The organism is Paenarthrobacter sp. DKR-5, assembly GCF_018531425.1.
Lineage (GTDB): Bacteria > Actinomycetota > Actinomycetes > Actinomycetales > Micrococcaceae > DKR-5.
In genome coordinates this window covers 44,736-63,708 of the sequence record NZ_JAHBOI010000003.1, presented here as the reverse complement: position 1 = coordinate 63,708, position 18,973 = coordinate 44,736, and the positions used below count along the sequence as shown (strand labels likewise).

Genomic DNA, 18,973 nt, shown 5'->3' with positions numbered 1-18,973 from the left:
CGCACGAACTGAAAGCTCAGACTCGGCGGCTGTGCCGGGCGCGCTGGTCTTCGAGGTTGAAGATCTCCGGAACCCGCACGAAGCCCTGGTCCGGCTGCTGCCCGGGGTCCGAGAACAGCGCGGCCATCTCCTTCTGCCAGCGGGCGTTGACCTCTTCGAGCTGCATCAGCGCGAGGCTGGCATCGAAGTCGTCGCATTCGAGGTAGCCGATCAGGAGCCCGTCATCGGCGAGGAACAGCGAGTAGTTCCGCCAGCCCGTGCGGTGCAGCGCCTCGAGCATCTCCGGCCACACCTCCGCGTGCCGTTGGCGGTATTCCTCGAGCCGGCTGGGGTCCACCGAGGAGCGCAGACACACGCGCATCAGCGGCCTCGGGGTGTGAGTCGTTTCAGGAGCATGGGCGACACGCTATGGGAGAGCCGTGCGCAGGTCAACGGAGGGATCGGCGAGGCCCGCACTGACTTCCACCCTCTCCACGGCGCTGGCGACCCTGACGGTTCATGCAAGGGGCGTTACGGGGGTGACGGTGAACCGCTCCGCCAGAAGGTCCGGCGACACGGCGACAAAGTCTCGAGTATGGGCCTGCTCGTTGTGCGCGTCGAGGTCCGTTTGGCGGCGCCAGCCCTCGATGAGGACGAACCGGCTGCCGTCGTCGAACACGGTGTACTGCAGGCAGCCCTCGTCGTCCCGGCTGGCACCTTGGAGCTCTGCGAGAGCCTTGCGCAGGTCCTGCGCTCGTCCGGGTGCGGGCGTGAACACCGGCATCAACCAAACCTCGGGGGTCCGGCGATCAGGAAAGTCAGTCATGGTTGGTCCTAGGGGGTTGGTGGGGGCGCCGGTGCGGGGCGCCCCCACGTTTGGGGGGCTTAGTCCGCTATCGAGGGAACGTCGACCCACACTTCCTTTTCCGCTGATTCGACTATCGCATCGTCAATCAGGGCGGTCTGGTAACCGTCGGCGAAGTTCGGGCTCACGCTGCCGCCCTCCGCTATGGCCTTGAAGAAGTCGTGCGCCTCGATGATCTTTGTTTCGCCGTAGCCGATACCCAACGCCGGGATCGGCCACAGACCGTCGCCGTATGGGTGTGCCGGACCGGTGTAGACCGTCCGGAAGCCACGGCGGTCGTCGCCGTCGCTTGCGAAGCACACCTGGAGTTCGTCACGGCGCTCGTAGTTGAAGACGATGCTGCCCTCGGTGCCGTGAATCTCGAAGGTAATGAAGTTGTTGCGGCCCCACCCATTGCGGGTCGCCTCGATTGACCCGACGGCTCCGCTGGCGAAGCGGATCATGGTCATGACCTCGTCGTCCACGTCGACGTCGGCTCGGGGCCCGTCGCCGCCTCGCACGTTGCCGAGGGCGTCCGCGCCGCCGGACTGCAGCGGCCGGTCCGGGATCCAGGTCGAGAGGATCGAGTTGACGGAGGAGAACTCGCCCACCAGGTAGCGCGCCATGTCAATCACGTGGGTGGCGATGTCGCCCAGTGCGCCGGAGCCCGCCACGGATTTCTGGAAGCGCCAGGAGAGCGGTGAGTTCGGATCCGCGCTCCAGTCCTGGAGGTAGGTACCACGGAAGTTGAGGATGCGCCCGATCGCTCCTTCCTCGATGTACTTCTTCGCCAGGGCGACGGCGGGCGTCCGGCGGTAGTTGAACGCGACCATGTGCACGATGCCGGCGTCCTTCACCGCGTCGTACATCGCCTTGGACTCGTCGCCGGTGCGGGCCAGAGGCTTCTCGCAAATGATGTGCTTGCCGGCCTCGGCTGCCGCAATGGCGATCTCGGCGTGGAGGTGGTTCGGCGTGGCGATGTCGACGACGTCGATGTTCGGGTCGTCGATGATGCGCCGCCAGTCCGAGGTGGAGTTCTCGAAGCCGAAGCGGCTTGCGGCTTCGGCGGCGAGCTGGTCGTTCGCTTCGGCGATGGTGTGGCGGATCGGCATGGCCGGCGCGGGCCAGAAGAACATGGGCATCGCGGAGTAAGCCAGAGAGTGGGCCTTGCCCATGAAGCCGCCTCCGATGAGGCCGACGTTGAGATTTTTCATGATGGTGTTCCTTTGCTGTAGAGGTCCCGGTCAGGCGAGGAGACCGGTGAGGTACCTGTGGCTGATTTCGGCGGCCGCGCGGGGATCGCCGTCGTATTCGTCAAGTTCGACCATGAGCCAGCTGTCATAGCCGCTCTCCTTGATGGCGGCGACAATGTCAGGGAAGTCGAGTTCGCCCTGCCCCAGGGGCAGGAAGGCGAACGGATCCTTGCGGAAGTCCTTCAGGTGGACGTGGCGGATCCGGTCAGGGTACTTGCGGATCATGGCAGCCGGGTCGGCCCCGCCGGCTGCGAGGTGGGCCGTATCCGGGCAGAAGCCGATGCGGGTGAGGGCCATGAGCCGCTCCAGTTCCTCCGGGCCCTCGACGATCGTGCTCAGGTGCGGGTGGTAGCTGGCAGAGAGGCCGAAGCTCTCAGCAACATCGGTGACCTGGTCCAGCGCCGCCCCGAGCCGCGCGTAGTCTTCCCCCTGGGTTCCGGAGGCGCGCTGCGCGCCGCCGCCGACCACCAGCCGCTCAGCTCCGAACGCCGCGGCCAGTTCGGCCGACCGGCGAATGCGGTGCATTTCATCGGGCAGGATGTCGGCGTAGATGAAATTCGCGCCGGTGTAGACACTCACCAGTGAAACGCCCGCGGTGTCCAGAATGCCGCGCAGCTCTTCGGGCCTGTCTGCGTATTCGGCGAGGTTTCCGTCGAACATTTCCACGCCGGCGTAACCGGCAGAGGCAATGTCCAGGACCGCTTTGTCCATGGGACCGTGTGTGAGGTAGAAGAGGTCCTTGACGCTCGTAACCCCGGTGGGGTGGCCGACGACGCCTCCCCAGGTAATCGAACAATATCCAAGTTTCATAACTGTTGCCTTTCAAGCGAGGAGGAGTGGGTTGCCGCCCGGATGCGGGAGGTGTTGTGCACATCTACCCAGCCTTCACCGGCGGCGGAGGTGATGAGCGCCTCGGTGATGAGCGCCGCGCGCAGCCCGTCCCGGAACGTTGGAAGGCCCTCGGGGACCTCGTGCCGGACGGCTGAATAGACGTCGCCAACGAAGGCGTTGAAGCTGTCCTGGTAACCGTGCGGGTGTCCGGCTGGCAGCCGCGCGTAGCGCCTGCCGGCCGGCGTGGTAAGAGTGTCCGGACCGCTGGCGATGCGGGTGTTCGCACCGGTCCTGCCGATCCACAGGGTGTCCGGCTGCTCCTGGTCGAAGCTGAAAGAGGCTTCCGTCCCGTCGAAGGAAAACCACAGCCGGTTCTTCCTGCCGGGCGTGACCTGACTGACGACCAGCGACCCTGCCGCGCCGCGGTCGGTTTCGAAGAGCAGGGCGGCGCCGTCTTCGGTGCCGACCTCTTCGAGCAATCCTGCGCCTCGGCGCTGGTTGAACGCACGGGAGGTTTTCGCGACGAGTCGGGTGATTCGGTGGCCGGTAACGAACTCCATCAGGTCGCACCAGTGCACTCCGATGTCACCAAAGGCCCGGGACGCACCGCCCACTCCCGGATCAACACGCCAGTTGGTGGTGCCCGCACCGGCCAGCCAGTCCTGCAGGTAAGAACCATGCAGCAGCCAGAGGCGGCCGGCTTCTTCCTCGGCGAGCCTGCCGCGTGCTTCCCGGACCACCGGGTAAAACCGGTACACAAACGGCACCGCTGCGACGGTCCCGGCCCGTTCCGCCATTTCCGTCAGGTCCCTGGCATCCGCGGCCGTGGTTGCAAGTGGCTTTTCACAGACCACCGCCTTCCCCTCCGAGATCGCTTTCCTCGCGAGGTCGGCGTGGCTGGCGTTCGGAGTGCAAATATGAACCACGTCCACGTCGTCCCTGGCAATCAGGCTCTCCGGCGACTCGGCAACTGTTTCTGCGCCGAGTCTGCCAGCTGCCGCTTCCGCGCCCGCCGTACTGCGGCTGGCGACGGCGCTGACCGTACCCCCGGCAGCACGGACGGCGTGCGCGTGGACCGACCCCATGAACCCGGCACCGATGATTCCGGACCGGAGCTTGCGGCTCATCGTTACTTCTTTCGGGCCAGGGCGACGGCGAGGATGATGATGCAGCCGCGGACGACCTGCTGCTGGCTGCTGTCCAGCCCGGCCAGGATCAGTCCGTTGTTGATCAAACCGATCAGCAACGATCCGAACAGTGTCCCGATGACCGTGCCGCTGCCGCCGAACAGGCTGGTTCCGCCGAGAATGACCGCAGCGATAGCGGAAAGCTCGTCCCCGGTACCCCACTGGAATCGTCCGGACTGGAGGCGGCCGGCATAGAGCATGCCCGCAATGCTCGCGACGACACCGGAAATCAGCAGGACCTGGAATTTGATTCGCTTGGTGTTGATACCAGTGAAATCCGCGGCCGTGCGGTTTCCGCCCGTCGCCAGGACCTGACGGCCGAACTTTGTGCGCGACAGAACAATCGCGCCGATGACCACAGCTACCGCCGACCACAGCACCAACCCGGGGATCGGGCCGAGGTTTCCTGAGCCGAAGATGGTGTTGAAAGTGTCATCGAGGATCGGCTGCGGCGCGGATGCGGTGATCCATTGCGCAGCACCTGCGGCAATTCCGAGCATACCCAGAGTCACCAGGAAGGAAGGGATTCCCAGCAGGCTCACCAAGGAGCCGTTGACTGCGCCGACAACGACGCCGACGGCGAGCCCCGCGAGGACACCGGGCACGAGGCCCCAGTGCGAAATTGCCATGGCAGCCGCAACACTCGACAGCCCTGCAGTTGAACCCACGCTCAGATCAATCTCGGCGCAGGCGATGACGTATGTCATGCCGACGGCGATGACCGTGATGGTTGCCGTTTGGCGGAAGATATTCAGCAGGTTGTTCGCGGAAAGGAACCCCTCGTCCCGGAGAAGGACAGCGAAGAAAATGAAGACGACGACGAAACCGATGTAGATGACGTATCGCCGCCAGTCGAGTTCCCTCAGCACACCGCCGAAGTTGTTGTGCGAAGCGGTGACGTCACCGGTTCCTATTGCGCTTGTCTTGCTCATGGTCAGACTCCCTGGACTGCAAGTTGGAGAGATTCCTCATCAGCAATTTCGCTGCGAGGCATGTCACGGATAACAGACCCGTCTTTTAGGACGAGTACGCGGTCGCTGACCGCCAGTAACTCGGGGTATTCCGAAGAGATGACAATGACCGCTTTGCCGGCGCTGGCAAGATCGCGGATCATGTCGAGGATTTCGCTCTTAGTGCCGATATCGACGCCCGCGGTCGGCTCATCGAGGATCAACACATCCGGGTCGGTGCCGAGCCACTTCGCCAGGACGACCTTCTGCTGGTTGCCACCCGAGAGCAGCCGGACAGGACGGTTCGGGTGGGCGACCTTGACGGCAAATTTCTTGATCAGCGACGATGACAGGGTCTTTCCGGCGCTGACGTCGAGGAGGGGGCCCTTTTCGATCGTGCCCAACAGAGGCAGCAACAGATTGTCGCGGACTGAGTGCTCAAGGACCAGCCCCTGGGCGCGCCGGTCTTCGGGGATGAGGGCGAGGCCGGCTGCGATGGCCTGCCGCGGCGTGGAGATATTGATCTTCTTGCCCCGCAGCGTGATTTCACCGCTCACCGCCCGGTCAATGCCGAAGAGCACCCGCGCCAGTTCCGTCCGCCCGCTTCCCATCAAACCGGCCAGGCCAAGGATTTCCCCAGCCCGAAGAGTGAAGGAGACATCGCGGACCCTAGGTCCGGCGTTCAAGCCCCGCACCTGAAGAAGTGGGGCTCCTTCCTCTCCAGTGCGGGACCGTTCGCGGTAGGCAAGCTGGCCCTCGATCTTCTTCCCGACGATTCCCTCGACGATCTGTTCCGGGGTCACGTTGGTCAGAGGCTCGGTAAGGAGGCGTCGCCCGTCGCGGAGGATAGTGATCCTGTCGGCGATCCGGTACACCTCGTCCATGCGGTGCGAGATGTAGATGATGGAGATGCCGCGCTTCTTCAACCGTTCGATCAGGTCAAAGAGGGCCTCGGTCTCGTGCTTTGCCAGGCTCGCCGTCGGCTCGTCCATGATCAGGACCTGGGCATTCTGCGAGAGCGCCTTGGCGATTTCGGTCAACTGCCAGTACGCAGTTCCCAGGCGCGAGACTTGGGCTCGAGGGTCGACCTTCACCTCCATGTCGGCGAAGATCTCCTTCGCGCGCCGCACGGCGCCTCGGTCATCAATGAGCCCGGCACGGCCGAGCGGTTCGGCTGCCAGAAAGATGTTCTGCGCAACACTCAAACTGGGCACGAGGCTGAATTCCTGGAAGACCATTCCGATGCCGGCTGTTTTTGCATCCTGGATGGAGTTGATCCTCACCGGCTTGCCGTCAATCAGGATCTCGCCGCCGTCGGCCTGGTACACGCCTTGGAGAATTTTCATTAGCGTGGACTTGCCGGCGCCGTTGCCTCCAGCCAGCGCGTGCACCTCTCCCTTCTTCACTTCGAAGTCCACTTCGTTGAGGACGTTGACCCCGTTGAAGCTCTTCGAAATGGCGCGCATCTCGACGACGTTGTCTGAGACTGTTCCTGTGTTCATGAGAACCTGCCTTTCCCGGGCGGAGGCGCGGACACCTCCGCCCGACGGGGTGCTGCTACTTCTTGTAGGAGTCCTGGAGGTCCTTGGGGGCATCCTCGTGGTAGACCTGCTTCCACGCGTCCAGGACGTTTGAGTGATCCACGGGCAGCGCGCTCAGGGCAACGTAGGCGGGAGCCTTCTTGCCGATCAGCGCTCCCGCCGCCAGGCGGGCCTCCGTGACACCTTGATCGAACGGCACCTGGGCCCCGAGCCCGACGATGAGTTCGTTCTTGGCCAGCGCAATGGCAACGTTCTTGCCGAGGTCCTCCGTCGCAATTTTCAGATCCTGCCGCCCGGCTGCCCGGGCTGCTGCCATGACTCCTTCGGCCGGAACGTCCCAGACAGCCCAAATCCCGGACAAATCGGCGTGCTTGCTCAGCATGGCGTTTGCGGCCGCCTGAGCGTCACCGGCGAAGTCGGGCCCTGCGATGCCTTTCTCCTCAACGATCTTGATATCCGGGTAGTCCTTGGTGATCGTTTCCTTGAAACCCTGGTAGCGCTGCTTGGTGACAAAGAAGTCTGCCTGGTGGAAGATCACGCCGATCGTTCCCTTGCCGCCAAGGGCCTTGGCCATTTCGTGCGCGGAGACGACGCCGTTGCCATAGTTGTCAGCCGACACCGCCGCGACATAGTCCTTGCCCGCCGTCATTCCCTGGGGAACGTTGTCCATGAAGACCAGCTTCGTTCCGGCCTCGGAGACCTTCTTGTAAGCGGAGGATGTGGCAACCGGGTCGGTGGGGATGGACACAACGATGTTCGGTTTCTGGGTCATGACCGTCTCGAGGTCGGAAACCTGCTTGTCCGGTTTGAAGTTTGCGTCCGTCGTGGCAATGACGTTCACTCCCAGCCGTGCGAATTCGCTCTTCAATCCCGCGATCTGAGCCGTGGCCCAGTCATTGCCTCCGTAATGCATGACGATCGCAGCCTTAGCCCCAAGGGCCTTGACCTTGGCAACCTCGTCGGGTGTCAAGTTGGCAACCGACGCCGGGGACGGCGTTTCGCCGTTGGGCCCCTTGCTCAGAACCTGGCCTTTGATTTGCTGCAGGGCCTGTTCAGCCTTTTGTGAGACTCCGGTGTCCTGGCCTCCCGTACTGGCAGACGTTGAGCTGCAGGCTGCTACGGACAGCGACAGAGCTGCGGCAGCCGCGAGAAGGGTTGTCCTGCGGATCATGATGTTCTCCGGTCCTTTCGGGAAGGGATGGTGATGAGGTTGTGCCGTGGGAAGGAGTCCGGACGGCTTGGAAGCGGGTGCGAAGGAATTGCCAGCTAATAAGGAATTCAGGCGAGGGCTACAGCCAAGGCCGGGGGGACGGGCGACAGGATGAGCTTGCCGGCCATCGAGGCTGCGCGGATGACGGCAGCCTTGTCGGAGGCGCTCAGAAGCGTCTCCGCGTGCGGTTTGTCGAGGAAGAGTCCCAGAGCACAGGGACGGAAGTCGGCGTCGACCCGTCTAACTGCGTCGGCGGCCGCCTTGGCCATGCCTCCGCGCAGTTCCGACGCGAATCCCTCCAACGTTCCGACCGGTGCCGGGGCTCCTGAGTTATCGACGGCGACTATCAGGCTGGCCCAGATGTCGTTGTCGGCAAAGACACCGACGACTGCCGAGGAACCCTCAGGCACGAAAGCCCGGATAGCTCGAGCGACCTCATCAGCCGCTCCCCCAGCGTGCGCCAGAAGTTCTTCGAGTCGTGCCCGCTGCACCTGCCCGATGCCGGAAAGCGCAGCTTCCGAACCGAGAGCGAGGGCTTGCACGAGGTTGACGTCCATTCCCTCACTCCTTCCTCTTCGTTGAGTTCGATCAGCTCCGTGATCGTTTACGGTGAATCTATCGTGAACGATCACGTAAGATGTGTCAAGGGTCACAGCAAATTTAGGAACGGTCCTTTCCTTCCCCGGACCGGGGCCCTTCGGCATAGCCGAAAAGAGGGGTGGTACAGGTGCGCGACCACGTAAGGTTGAGCACGCAGCTCCCGGCAACAGAGGAGAGATCGTGACAGAAGCAGCGACTCGCAGCGGTTCCGGTGCGGCGGCCTCTGCGCCTCCCTCCCGCCGCAAGCCGAACATCAACGATGTGGCCCGCATGGCAGGGGTGTCCTATGGCACGGTTTCCCGGGTCCTGAACGATGCACCGGATGTCAGCGCGGCAACCCGCGAACGGGTGCTTCAGATCATCAAAGACATCGGCTACCGGCGCAGCCGGACGGCCACCGCCCTCGTGACCAGCCGCTCAACGGCGATCGGGATCCTCACTGACGAGTCCCCGCGGTTCGGCCCCGTCGGCACACTCATGGCCCTTGAGAAGGTGGCCAGGCAAAAGGGCTACTCGACGAACGTCATTACAGTCGAGGCACCGTACGACGTGTCTGTCCAGAAGGCACTCGATTCCCTTGACGACCTCGGCGTAGACGGCATCATTGTGATCGCGCCGCTTGTGGCGATGGCGGCGGCGGTCTGGAATGCCTCGGTCCGCGTGCCGGTCGAGATGATCGCGGCCGGAGCTTCTTCGACGCCGAATGTCTTCACGTACTCGGAAAACCAGGAACTGGGCGCCAGGATGGCCACGCAACACCTCGTTGACCTCGGTCACACTGACATCGCCCACGTGGCCGGCTCCATGGACTGGTTCGACGGGCGCGTGCGCAAACGCGGGTGGGAGGCCGCACTCCGCGACGCCGGCTTGGCCCCCCGTTTGTGTCTGGAGGGCGACTGGAGCCCCAAGTGGGCCTACGAGACGGGGCTCCGCCTTGTGAAGGAACACAAGGTGCCGCAGGCCATCTTCGCGGCCAGCGACCACACCGCCCTCGGGCTCATCCGCGCGTTCGCGGAAAACGGCGTCCGCGTTCCGGAGGATGTGAGCATTGTGGGCTTCGATGACATCGAAGGGTCGGACTATTTCCTGCCACCGCTGACCACCGTCCGCCAGGATTTCACTGCCTTGGCGAACATGAGCACGGAAGTACTTCTCGGCGCCATCGAGCACCGGGAGGTGGACCGCACGCCGATCGAGCCGATTCTGGTGAAGCGCAGCAGCGCCGGACCGGCCCAGGCCAACCGACCGCCTCACGGAGAGCTGGGTGAAAACGGGGCCTGCGACCGTTAGTCCTTCCGGCTCCTCGTCCAGCGCAGCGCCGACAGCAGGAGTCCCAGCAGCATTGCGTCGATCGTGATGAGAGCAGCCATCAGGTAGGCCCACCCAATCATCATGCGGCAGACACCTCCCCTCGTCCTTCGGGTCCGTTGCGGACGGCGGGAAGGCGACGGCGGGGTAAAGGAACCATGCAGGGCCTCCGGCCGAGACCATGCCATGCTCAAAGGGCTGCCTGGAACGAACTCCCCCAGCGAGTTCAGGCGGTGGCCCATTCTCGCCTGACCGCACGGCAGCCAGTCAACACGTAGTCACTGCTACGGCCCCGGGGCTGGGCTGGGCATCGCCACGGACGGCGCTGCAAGCGTTCGTCTCCAAGCCACAAAGTAACAAACAGGTCACAACGAATGCGGCGCAATTGACAGCGCTGTCACCGTGAGGCTTAGATCACATTCATGACTGACAACGCTGTCGAACTGACGGTCCCATCCGGCGCTCCGAAGCCGGCATCGGCGCGCCTTTCTGATGTGGCAGCGCACGCCGGCGTGTCGACAAAGACGGTCTCGCGGGTGGTAAACAACGAACCGAATGTCCGGCCTCAGGTCCGGGAGCGAGTCATGCGTTCTGTCTCTGCCTTGGGTTACCGCCCGAACGCGGCGGCACGAGCTCTGGTGACCCAACGCACCCACCAAATTGGTCTCATCACAACCGCGAGTTCGCTGTACGGCCCGACAGCGGGGCTGTTCAGCCTTGAGCAAGCGGCCTGGAAGGCTGGCTACGCTTTGACGCTCTCAACCGTAAGAGAGCCCTCCGAGCCTGAGCTTGAAGAAGCGATCCACTACCTTTTGGCGCGCGGTGTCGAGGGTGTCGTCATTTCCGGCGCCACCGGAGTTCTCCACTTGGCTCCGTCTGCCTTTGCCGGCCTACCTGTTGTCTCTAGCAGCCCGGTCAGCGACGGCGCACCGAACCATGTGGTGGTGGACACAGACCAACCTATGGGGGCCCGAAGTGCCGTGCATCATCTGCATGCCTTGGGCCACCGTCGGATTGCCCACATCGCCGGGCCGCTCAGTTGGCATGCAGCCGTGCAGCGCCGCGACGGTTGGCTCCAGGGAATGGAGGACGTAGGCCTCGAGCCGGGCCCGGTCCTCGAAGGCGATTGGTCTGCGAAATCCGGATACGAGGCAGCGCTCAGACTCAATCGAGCTGAAGCGACTGCCGTATTCATCGCCAACGACCACATGGCGATGGGCGCTGTTCGCGCCTTTACCGAGAAAGGCAGCCACGTGCCTGGTGATATGTCGGTCGTCGGCTTCGACGACGTTCCCGAGGCTGCCTACCAGATGGTGCCCCTCACAACCGTGCGCCAGGATTTTGCGGCCGGCGCGGAACGTTCTGTCCGTGAGCTGGTTCGGCTGATCGAAGGCCAGACTGTCGAGAACCGGAGCGTTTCCCTTCCCACCGAACTCATCATCCGCTCATCCACCGCGCCCGTCGCTGCCATGGATACTGCCTGAGCCCCGCTAACTCCCGCGGGAGGGAACATCGCGCATGTTTCCGGGCGCAGCGGCGCGCCGGCCCCGCGGGCAATGCCGCCCCGTCATCACACCGCTTCGAAAGAAAGTAGACATCATGACACGCGAGATCTCCCGTCGTTCGATCTTGGCCGCAATTCCTCTTGCTGCCCTCGGTGTTAGCGCTCTCACCGCCTGCGGCAACGGCGCCCCGGCTGCCGCAGGCGGCCCGGCCTCACCCGTCTCCCAGTCCGACATCGACGCGGCCATGAAGAAAGACACCAAGTTGACGTTCTGGACCTGGGTGCCGGACATCCAGAAAGAAGTCAACCTCTTCCAGGCAAAGTACCCTGCGGTCAAGGTGGAGGTCGTCAATGTCGGACAGGGCGGGGCGCATTACCAGAAGCTGCGCGCGGCGATCCAGGCTGGGAAGGGCGCCCCTGACGTGGTGCAGATGGAGTTCGACAAGCTGCCTTCGTTCACCCTCACCGACAGCCTCATGGACCTCACGCCCTACGGCATTGGAGATTTGAAATCCGACTACCCCGGCTGGGTCTGGGGCGGGGTGACACCTGGTGGCAAAGGAATCTACGGCGTGCCGCAGGACACCGGCCCCATGGGAATGCTCTACCGCGAAGATTTGTTCGCTGCGGCCGGAGTCACTGTGCCCAAGACGTGGGACGATTTCGCGGCGGCCGTCACGGCGTATCGCGGCAAGAATGCGTCGAGCATGCTCACCAACTGGGCACCGAGTTCTGAAGCGAACATGCTGGCCCTCTTCTGGCAGGCCGGTGGGCGCCCCTTCTCCTTTGACGGCACGAAAAGCGTCAAAATCAACCTCACCGGAGACGCCGGGTGCAAGAAAGTCACCGCCTATTGGAATGATTTGTTCCGGTCCGGCAATATCGGCAACGAGCCCGACTTTGCGGATGCCTGGTACCAGGCGTTGAACAACGGCAAGTACGCGGCGTGGCTCACCGGCGCGTGGGGTCCGGTCTTCCTGCAGGGAACCGCAAAAAGCACGGCCGGGAAATGGCGCGTGGCACCCCTGCCACAGTGGGATAGCTCCAGCCCTGCGAGCGGCAACTACGGTGGCTCCACCGACGCGGTGCTGAAGACCAGCCAGAACCCGATTGCGGCGGCTATGCTCGCCCGTTTCATCAATACGGACGAAAAAGCGGCACTCACCCTGGCAAATGAGCAGTTCCTCTTCCCGCCGTCGACGAAGACACTCAACAACCCGGCCTTCTCTGATGCCTCTGCCAGCTTCTACGGAGGCCAGAAGGTCAATAAGGAATTTACGGACATTTCCAGGACCGTTCAGGAAGGGTTCCAGTTCCTGCCCTTTAACGATTACGCCGCCACCAGTTACGACAAAACCATGGGCAAAGCGATCGGCGACCGAGGCGATCTGAACGCAGCATTGTCTGCTTGGCAGGACGACCTCGTGCAGTACGCCAAGGGACAGGGATTCACCATTGCAAGCTGAGACCGTGACCCAGCAAACGAGGCCGCCTCTCCAGAGGAAGACGGCCAACGTCGCCAAGCGGCGCCAGTACGCGGCGGCCTACACGTTGTCCATGCCGTTCATGGTCGTCTTCATCTTGATGATCGCCGTCCCGCTGATCTACGCGGGCTATCTGTCCTTCTTCAAGAAGCAGCTCATCGGGGGTGTCTCCTTCGTCGGTCTCGACAATTACGGGCGTGCCCTGACCGATCCGTCCTTCCTCGGCGGTGTCGGCCGAATGGCGCTGTTCCTTGTCGTCCAGGTTCCGGTCATGCTCGGCCTCTCCCTCCTCTTTGCACTCGTCCTGGACAGCGGGATGCTGCGCCTGCAACGGTTCATCCGCCTGGGAGTATTTCTGCCCTATGCCATTCCCAGCGTGATAGCGACCTTGATGTGGGGCTACCTGTACGGGAAAGATTTTGGGCCTTTTGCACAATTGGCCAAGGCCCTCGGTCTGCCGGCGCCAGACTTCCTCGCCGGCGGCAACGTCCTGTTCTCGATCATGAATATCGTCACTTGGGGATTCGTCGGGTACAACATGATCGTCATGTACGCGGCCCTGCGATCGATTCCGGCTGAACTGTACGAAGCCGCGCGCGTGGACGGTGCCAGCGAATGGAGAGTGGCCTGGTCCATAAAAATCCCCGCCATACGAGGCGCGTTGCTACTCACCACGATCTTCTCGGTCATCGGGTCGTTCCAGCTCTTCAATGAACCGAACCTCCTGCGCGTGATCGCACCCGCGGCCATCGGCCAGGATTACACGCCCAACATGTACGCGTATCAGCTCTCCTTTGTGAATCAGGACTCCAACTATGCAGCCGCCATTGCCTTCCTGCTGGGGATCGTGATCATGGCGGTCAGCTATGTGGTCCAGCTGACCGCCAACAGGAAGGAGAAGGAATCATGACGGCCACGCTCACCGACCAGGTTGTGACGCGGGTCAGGGCGGACAGCCTGCCGCGGCGCAGACGTTCCGGCAAGAGTGCTCTCCTGACCGTCCTCATGCTGCTGTGTCTTGTCTATTTCCTGTTGCCGATCTTCTGGCTTGTGGTTGCGTCCACGAAGGCAAACGAGGATCTGTTTAGCAGTTTCGGACTCTGGTTTTCCAGGATGAATCTGCTTCAAAATCTGCACGACGTCTTCACCTTCCAGAATGGGGTCTTCGGCCATTGGATGCTCAATAGCCTCGTTTATGCGATTGTCAGCGGCTTCGGTGCATCCGCACTGGCCACCGCGGCCGGGTACGCCTTCGCAAAGTACAGATTCCCGGGCGGGAACGCGATGTTCACCGTCGTGCTCGGAGCCGTCATGATTCCGATGACGGCGCTGGCCATCCCCACCTACCTGCTCTTCGCCGGCGCGAACCTGACCAATACTCCATGGGCAGTGATCCTGCCCTCGCTGGTCAGTCCTTTCGGTGTGTATCTCATGAGGGTCTACGCCACCGACGCAGTCCCGGACTCTCTGATCGAGGCAGCACGCGTCGACGGTGCCGGGGAGATGCGGATCTTCGTACAAATCGTTCTGCGGCTTCTCGTGCCCGGCTCTGTCACTGTGCTGCTCTTTACACTCGTGGCCAGCTGGAACAACTATTTTCTGCCCCTGATCATGCTCAACAGCCCCGAACTGTTCCCGCTGCCGGTCGGGCTGGCGCAGTGGCAAGCGGCGTCCGCCGCCGGTTCAGGCTCCCAGGCGCTCTTCTCCACAGTCATCACCGGATCCCTTGTCTCAGTGCTGCCGCTCATGGCCGCCTTCCTTTTCCTCCAGCGCTACTGGCAGTCCGGTCTCGGTACCGGTGCCGTCAAAGCCTGACACAGCCTCCCCCTCCTCGATGAAAGTAAAAATTCATGTCTGAACGACCTCGCAAAGTGCTTTTCGGCGCAGCCTACTATCACGAATACCAGCCTTCTCCTCGCCTTCAGGAGGATCTGGACCTGATGGCGGCTGCCAACATGACCGTCATCCGCGTTGGGGAATCGACTTGGTCTCAATGGGAGCCAGAGGACGGACGCTTCGACTTGGAGTGGATGACACCCGTGCTCGACGGCGCCCATGAGCGCGGTATCTCGGTGATCCTTGGCACCCCCACTTATGCAATTCCAATGTGGCTTGCCCGCCGCTATCCGGAAATCGCCGGGGAGCCGAAGACCGGTCACCCGCTGGGGTGGGGGGCTCGCCAGGAAGTTGATTACACCCATCCGGCGTTCAAATTCCACGCCGAACGCGTCATCCGCAAAATCATCGGACGCTTCGCCTCGCATCCGGCCGTGATCGGATACCAAGTGGACAATGAGCCGGGTCTTCTCTCGTTCCACAACCGGGGCGTCTTCCAGCGCTTCACCGACGAACTCCGGCACCGGTACGGAACTGTGGAAAACCTCAACAAGGAATGGGGGCTTGTTTACTGGTCACACCAGCTCTCCACCTGGGCCGACCTCTGGACGCCCGATAACAACGCCCAACCCCAGTACGACCTGGCATGGCGGCAGTTCCAAGCGAAGCTCACCACCGAATACCTTGCTTGGCAGGCATCAATCGTGCGTGAATACTCGACGCCCGATCAGTTCGTCACCACGTGCATCGCCTACGACCGCCCCTCGCAGCACGACGAGGACATGACGCGGTCCTTCGACATCACCGCAGGCAACCCCTATTACGCAATGCAGGATGCCTTCGGGGTTCCCTACAGCAGTGGCGGCGCACCACAGGGCTGGGCTACCTCCGGGGCCTGGACCCTGTTCCAGAGCGGTGACCGGATGTACTCATCAAAGCAAGCACCCTTCCTGGTCACGGAAACCAATGCCGGCGCCATTGGAGGCTCGGCCATGCAATACCCCGCCTACGATGGCCAATGGCGGCAGGCCGCCTATGCGCTCATCTCACGGGGCGCGGAAATGATCGAATACTGGCACTGGGCCACGAACCATTACGGTGCCGAAACCTACTGGATTGGCGTCCTCCCCCACGATCAGAAGCCCGGTCGGGTATACCGTGAACTCGCCCGCCTGGGCAAGGAGCTGGAGACGGCAGGTAGCGCGCTGACCGGTCTCACGCCAGACGCCCGCATCGGAATGATCTACTCCAACGACTCCAAATGGGCCCTCGCCGGACAGCCGTGCTTCCTCCTGGAACCTCCTATGACAGGAGATGAACGCTCTTACCAAAAGATCTTCGAAGCCTTCTACCGCGGCGCGCACAACGCCGGAGCACCGGTACGGATCCTCCACGACACCCAGATCGCCGGGCCGGAAGGCGCTATTCTCAACCCGGCGGAGGTCGCCAAGGAGCTGCCCGTGATCATCGCAGCCGGTCTGTACATCGCCGACGACAGCCTGTTGGACTGGCTGTCCGCCTACGCACGCGCAGGCGGACACTTGGTGCTCGGGATGCGCACCGCATACGCCGACCACGAAGCCAGAGCCCGGCTCGACGTCAAGCCCGCCAAATTGGACGCCGGAGTCACCTACCAGGAGTTCTCGCAGATCAACGTCCCACTGGAAATCGAAGCGACCGGAGTGCTTCGCCTCTCCCCCCAGGCCCGCGCCACCCGCTGGGTCGATTATCTGGAGCCCGGGGAGGCAACCGTGCTCGCCCGCTACAAGCATCCCCAGTTTGGCCAGTACGCCGCCGTCACCACAGTTGAGACAGGAGCCGGCCGGATCACCACCATAGGGACGCTGCCCGAGGACACTCTCGCCGCCGACATCATCCACTGGCTCGTCCCTGAAAAAGCGACCTACTGGAGCGAACTGCCCGCCAGCGTCACAGCCCACTCAGCAACCGCCGCGGACGGCGCCCGGATCCATTTCCTGCACAACTGGGGCTGGGACCCGGTTACCACCGCTGCGCCGGTACCGATGTGCGACGTCCTCGACCCGGAGCTCGCGAGCCTCGAAAAGGTCGAACTGGGCCCATGGGACGTCCGGGTGCTGCGGGAAGACAAGGGTGACCAATCCGCCCATTCCTGACCCTGCCTTCCCGCCGGGCAGCAAGGAACCGTTCCCCAGTGCCCGGCGGCGGCACAGGGGAACGGCCCCTGGGTCTTCCCGCGTCCATCTTTCCGTTCCGGCCAGCATTGAAGGACCTCCATGAATCCCCACAATAAATCAGCGTCTCCGATGACCGCCCTCACCCGGCGGCTCGGTTCTTCCGGTCAGCCTGCGATTGCCTTCGGCGCCGATTACAACCCCGAGCAGTGGCCGGAAGAAACCTGGGCCGAGGATGTCAGGCTGATGCGTGAAGCGGGCGTGAACCTGGTTAGTGTCGGGATTTTCAGCTGGGCCCGGATTGAACCACGCGAAGGCACCTACGTGTTCGACTGGCTCGACCGCGTCATTGATCTGCTGCACGCACACGGCATCAAAGTCGATCTGGCCAACGCAACCGCCTCTCCCCCGCCGTGGTTCAGCCATACCTATCCGCAGTCTCTTCCGGTCCGGGAGGACGGCGTGAAAATCAGTTACGGCTCACGCCAGGCTTTCGCGGCTTCAAGCCCCGAGTACCGGCGAGCCGCCGCCGCGCTCACCGAGCAGATCGCAAACAGGTATGCTTCCCATCCTGCTGTGGTGATGTGGCACATCCACAACGAATACGGGTGCCACAACCAGCCCGACTATTCCGACGGCGCCGCCGCAGGGTTCCGCGGATGGCTGCACCGACGATACGGAAACCTGGAAGCGCTCAATGCCGCGTGGGGAACGGCCTTCTGGTCCCAGCGCTATGACAGCTGGGACGAGATCATCCCGCCGCGTACCTCCGGAACCTGGGTAAACCCGACCCAGCAGCTGGACTTCGCCCGGTATTCGTCGGACGAACTGCTGGAGTGTTACATGGCGGAAGCCGCCATCATCCGGCGGCAGTCCACCCACCCGCTGACCACCAACTTCATGGGCTTCAACATGGGGCTCCACCAACCCGTGGACTACTGGCGATGGTCCCAGCACATGGACATCGTCTCCAACGACCACTATCTGCGGGCCGAAGACAGCAGAAGCTTCCAAGACCTCGCCATGGCCGCGGACCTGACACGAGGGTGGGCCGCGGGTAAGCCATGGCTACTGATGGAACACTCCACCTCGGCCGTGAACTGGCAACCGCGAAACATTGCCAAGGCTCCCGGCGAAATGCTCCGCAACACGTTGCAGCACATCGCGCGCGGCGCTGACGGGACATTGTTCTTCCAATGGCGCGCGTCCAAGGCCGGGGCCGAAAAATTCCACTCCGGAATGCTCCCCCACACCGGAACAGACACGAAAATTTGGCGCGAAGTGTGCGAACTCGGCCGCACCCTCCAGGCCCTGGGCGAAGTAACCGGGTCCGTCGTCGGCGGCCCCGACGGCGCGGTAGAAGTCGCAATCCTGCACGACACTGACGCCCGCTGGGCGTCGGAACTCGACTCGCACCCCAGCGTAGATGCCTCCAGCCTGCACGAAACCCGCCGCTGGCACGATGCGTTCTACCGCCGGGGAATTACCACTGACTTTTGTCAAAGCACCGACGATCTATCGCAGTACAAATTGGTCATCGCCCCCATGCTGTATCTTCTGACCGACGAAGGGGTCCGGAACCTCCACCGCTACGTCGAGTCCGGCGGCAGCCTGGTGGTGACCTACTTTTCCGGCATCGCCGACGAGAACGATCACATTCGGCTCGGCAGCTACCCCGGTGCTTTCAGCGGGCTGCTCGGGGTCCATATCGAAGAATTCTTCCCCCTGCCGGAAGCCCAAAGCATTGAGCTGAGCAGATTCGGTGCCGGATCAATCTGGACCGAACTCGGCCGACCGACAGTCGCTGAGGTCCTGTCAACCGTGGCTGGAGGACCGGTGCAGGGCTCACCAGCGGTCACCCGCAACACCTACGGCGACGGGCGGTCCTACTACGTGAGCACGAGCCTTCAAGTCGAAGGCATGGACGAGCTCCTCCAAGTTCTCTGCGCCGACGCCGGAGTCAGCCCGATGCTGGCGGACCCCGCTCCCGGCGTCGAAGTGGTGCGCCGCTGCAAAGATGAGCAGACGTGGACGTTCTTCATCAACCACAACGATGAGGACGTCCGTATCCCCGCCGCAGGACACGAACTCCTCACCAGTCAGGACCTGCAAGGAACCCTGCATCTAAAAGCCGGCAGCGTAGCGGTAGTCCGTTTACCCGCAGCAGCGAGCGAGCTGTGAGTCAACGCCGCTGCCTGTGCAGCCGGTGGGGGAACCCGATAAGGGATAGCAGCGGTAGAGGGCTCTGATCTTGAAACAGAAGGAGGAAACGGGTTCAGAGCGCCAACATCCA

16 protein-coding genes are annotated in these 18,973 nt (G+C 63.0%); 7 read left to right on the top strand and 9 right to left on the bottom strand.

Going from position 1 to position 18,973, the window contains the following annotated elements:
- Window positions 1–16 precede the first annotated feature (16 nt).
- From KIH31_RS06600 to KIH31_RS06560, 9 genes are all read right to left on the bottom strand, one after another.
- Entirely contained in the window at window positions 17–361 is a 345-nt protein-coding gene (locus KIH31_RS06600) for an L-rhamnose mutarotase (RefSeq protein WP_214426314.1), read from the bottom strand.
- A 135-nt stretch (window positions 362–496) separates the two neighbouring features.
- On the bottom strand, window positions 497–805 hold the full coding sequence (locus tag KIH31_RS06595) for a putative quinol monooxygenase (RefSeq protein WP_250545641.1): 309 nt from the start codon (window positions 803–805) through the stop codon (window positions 497–499).
- A gap of 59 nt (window positions 806–864) precedes the next feature.
- Entirely contained in the window at window positions 865–2,037 is a 1,173-nt protein-coding gene (locus tag KIH31_RS06590) for a Gfo/Idh/MocA family protein (RefSeq protein WP_214426313.1), read from the bottom strand.
- A 30-nt stretch (window positions 2,038–2,067) separates the two neighbouring features.
- Window positions 2,068–2,886 (bottom strand): sugar phosphate isomerase/epimerase, encoded by an 819-nt coding sequence (locus KIH31_RS06585; RefSeq protein WP_214426312.1) that lies wholly within the window; start codon window positions 2,884–2,886, stop codon window positions 2,068–2,070.
- Window positions 2,883–4,034 carry a Gfo/Idh/MocA family protein gene (locus tag KIH31_RS06580; RefSeq protein WP_214426311.1) on the bottom strand — a complete coding sequence of 384 codons (1,152 nt, stop codon included), beginning with the start codon at window positions 4,032–4,034 and terminating at the stop codon, window positions 2,883–2,885. Before KIH31_RS06580 ends, KIH31_RS06585 begins: the two co-directional genes overlap by 4 nt.
- 2 nt (window positions 4,035–4,036) lie before the next feature.
- Window positions 4,037–5,026 (bottom strand): ABC transporter permease, encoded by a 990-nt coding sequence (locus KIH31_RS06575; protein ID WP_214426310.1) that lies wholly within the window; start codon window positions 5,024–5,026, stop codon window positions 4,037–4,039.
- A 2-nt stretch (window positions 5,027–5,028) separates the two neighbouring features.
- Complete coding sequence (locus KIH31_RS06570; protein WP_250545640.1) at window positions 5,029–6,510, bottom strand: sugar ABC transporter ATP-binding protein; 1,482 nt, start codon at window positions 6,508–6,510, stop codon at window positions 5,029–5,031.
- A 91-nt stretch (window positions 6,511–6,601) separates the two neighbouring features.
- Window positions 6,602–7,555 (bottom strand): substrate-binding domain-containing protein, encoded by a 954-nt coding sequence (locus KIH31_RS06565; RefSeq protein ID WP_250545639.1) that lies wholly within the window; start codon window positions 7,553–7,555, stop codon window positions 6,602–6,604.
- Between the two features lie 308 nt (window positions 7,556–7,863).
- The gene (locus KIH31_RS06560) at window positions 7,864–8,352 is read right to left on the bottom strand and encodes a hypothetical protein (protein ID WP_214426308.1); all 489 of its coding nucleotides are present in this window, start codon (window positions 8,350–8,352) and stop codon (window positions 7,864–7,866) included.
- A gap of 223 nt (window positions 8,353–8,575) precedes the next feature.
- Between KIH31_RS06560 and KIH31_RS06555 the strand changes: the two genes are divergently transcribed.
- The 7 genes from KIH31_RS06555 to KIH31_RS06525 all read left to right on the top strand — a co-directional run bounded on the left by KIH31_RS06555 (window position 8,576) and on the right by KIH31_RS06525 (window position 18,861).
- Complete coding sequence (locus tag KIH31_RS06555; protein WP_307857569.1) at window positions 8,576–9,685, top strand: LacI family DNA-binding transcriptional regulator; 1,110 nt, start codon at window positions 8,576–8,578, stop codon at window positions 9,683–9,685.
- Window positions 9,686–10,125: 440 nt separating this feature from the next.
- A complete protein-coding gene (locus tag KIH31_RS06550) occupies window positions 10,126–11,187 on the top strand; it encodes a LacI family DNA-binding transcriptional regulator (RefSeq protein WP_214426307.1) in 1,062 nt (353 codons plus the stop codon).
- A gap of 115 nt (window positions 11,188–11,302) precedes the next feature.
- Window positions 11,303–12,673 (top strand): ABC transporter substrate-binding protein, encoded by a 1,371-nt coding sequence (locus KIH31_RS06545; protein ID WP_214426306.1) that lies wholly within the window; start codon window positions 11,303–11,305, stop codon window positions 12,671–12,673.
- Between the two features lie 4 nt (window positions 12,674–12,677).
- A complete protein-coding gene (locus KIH31_RS06540; RefSeq protein WP_307857568.1) occupies window positions 12,678–13,601 on the top strand; it encodes a sugar ABC transporter permease in 924 nt (307 codons plus the stop codon).
- Window positions 13,598–14,506: a carbohydrate ABC transporter permease gene (locus tag KIH31_RS06535; RefSeq protein ID WP_214426305.1), complete on the top strand. Its 909-nt coding sequence runs from the start codon at window positions 13,598–13,600 to the stop codon at window positions 14,504–14,506. The genes KIH31_RS06540 and KIH31_RS06535 overlap by 4 nt, the downstream gene beginning before the upstream one ends.
- A 35-nt stretch (window positions 14,507–14,541) precedes the next feature.
- Window positions 14,542–16,662 (top strand): beta-galactosidase, encoded by a 2,121-nt coding sequence (locus tag KIH31_RS06530; protein WP_214426304.1) that lies wholly within the window; start codon window positions 14,542–14,544, stop codon window positions 16,660–16,662.
- Between the two features lie 120 nt (window positions 16,663–16,782).
- The gene (locus KIH31_RS06525; protein ID WP_214426303.1) at window positions 16,783–18,861 is read left to right on the top strand and encodes a beta-galactosidase; all 2,079 of its coding nucleotides are present in this window, start codon (window positions 16,783–16,785) and stop codon (window positions 18,859–18,861) included.
- Window positions 18,862–18,973: the final 112 nt, after the last annotated feature.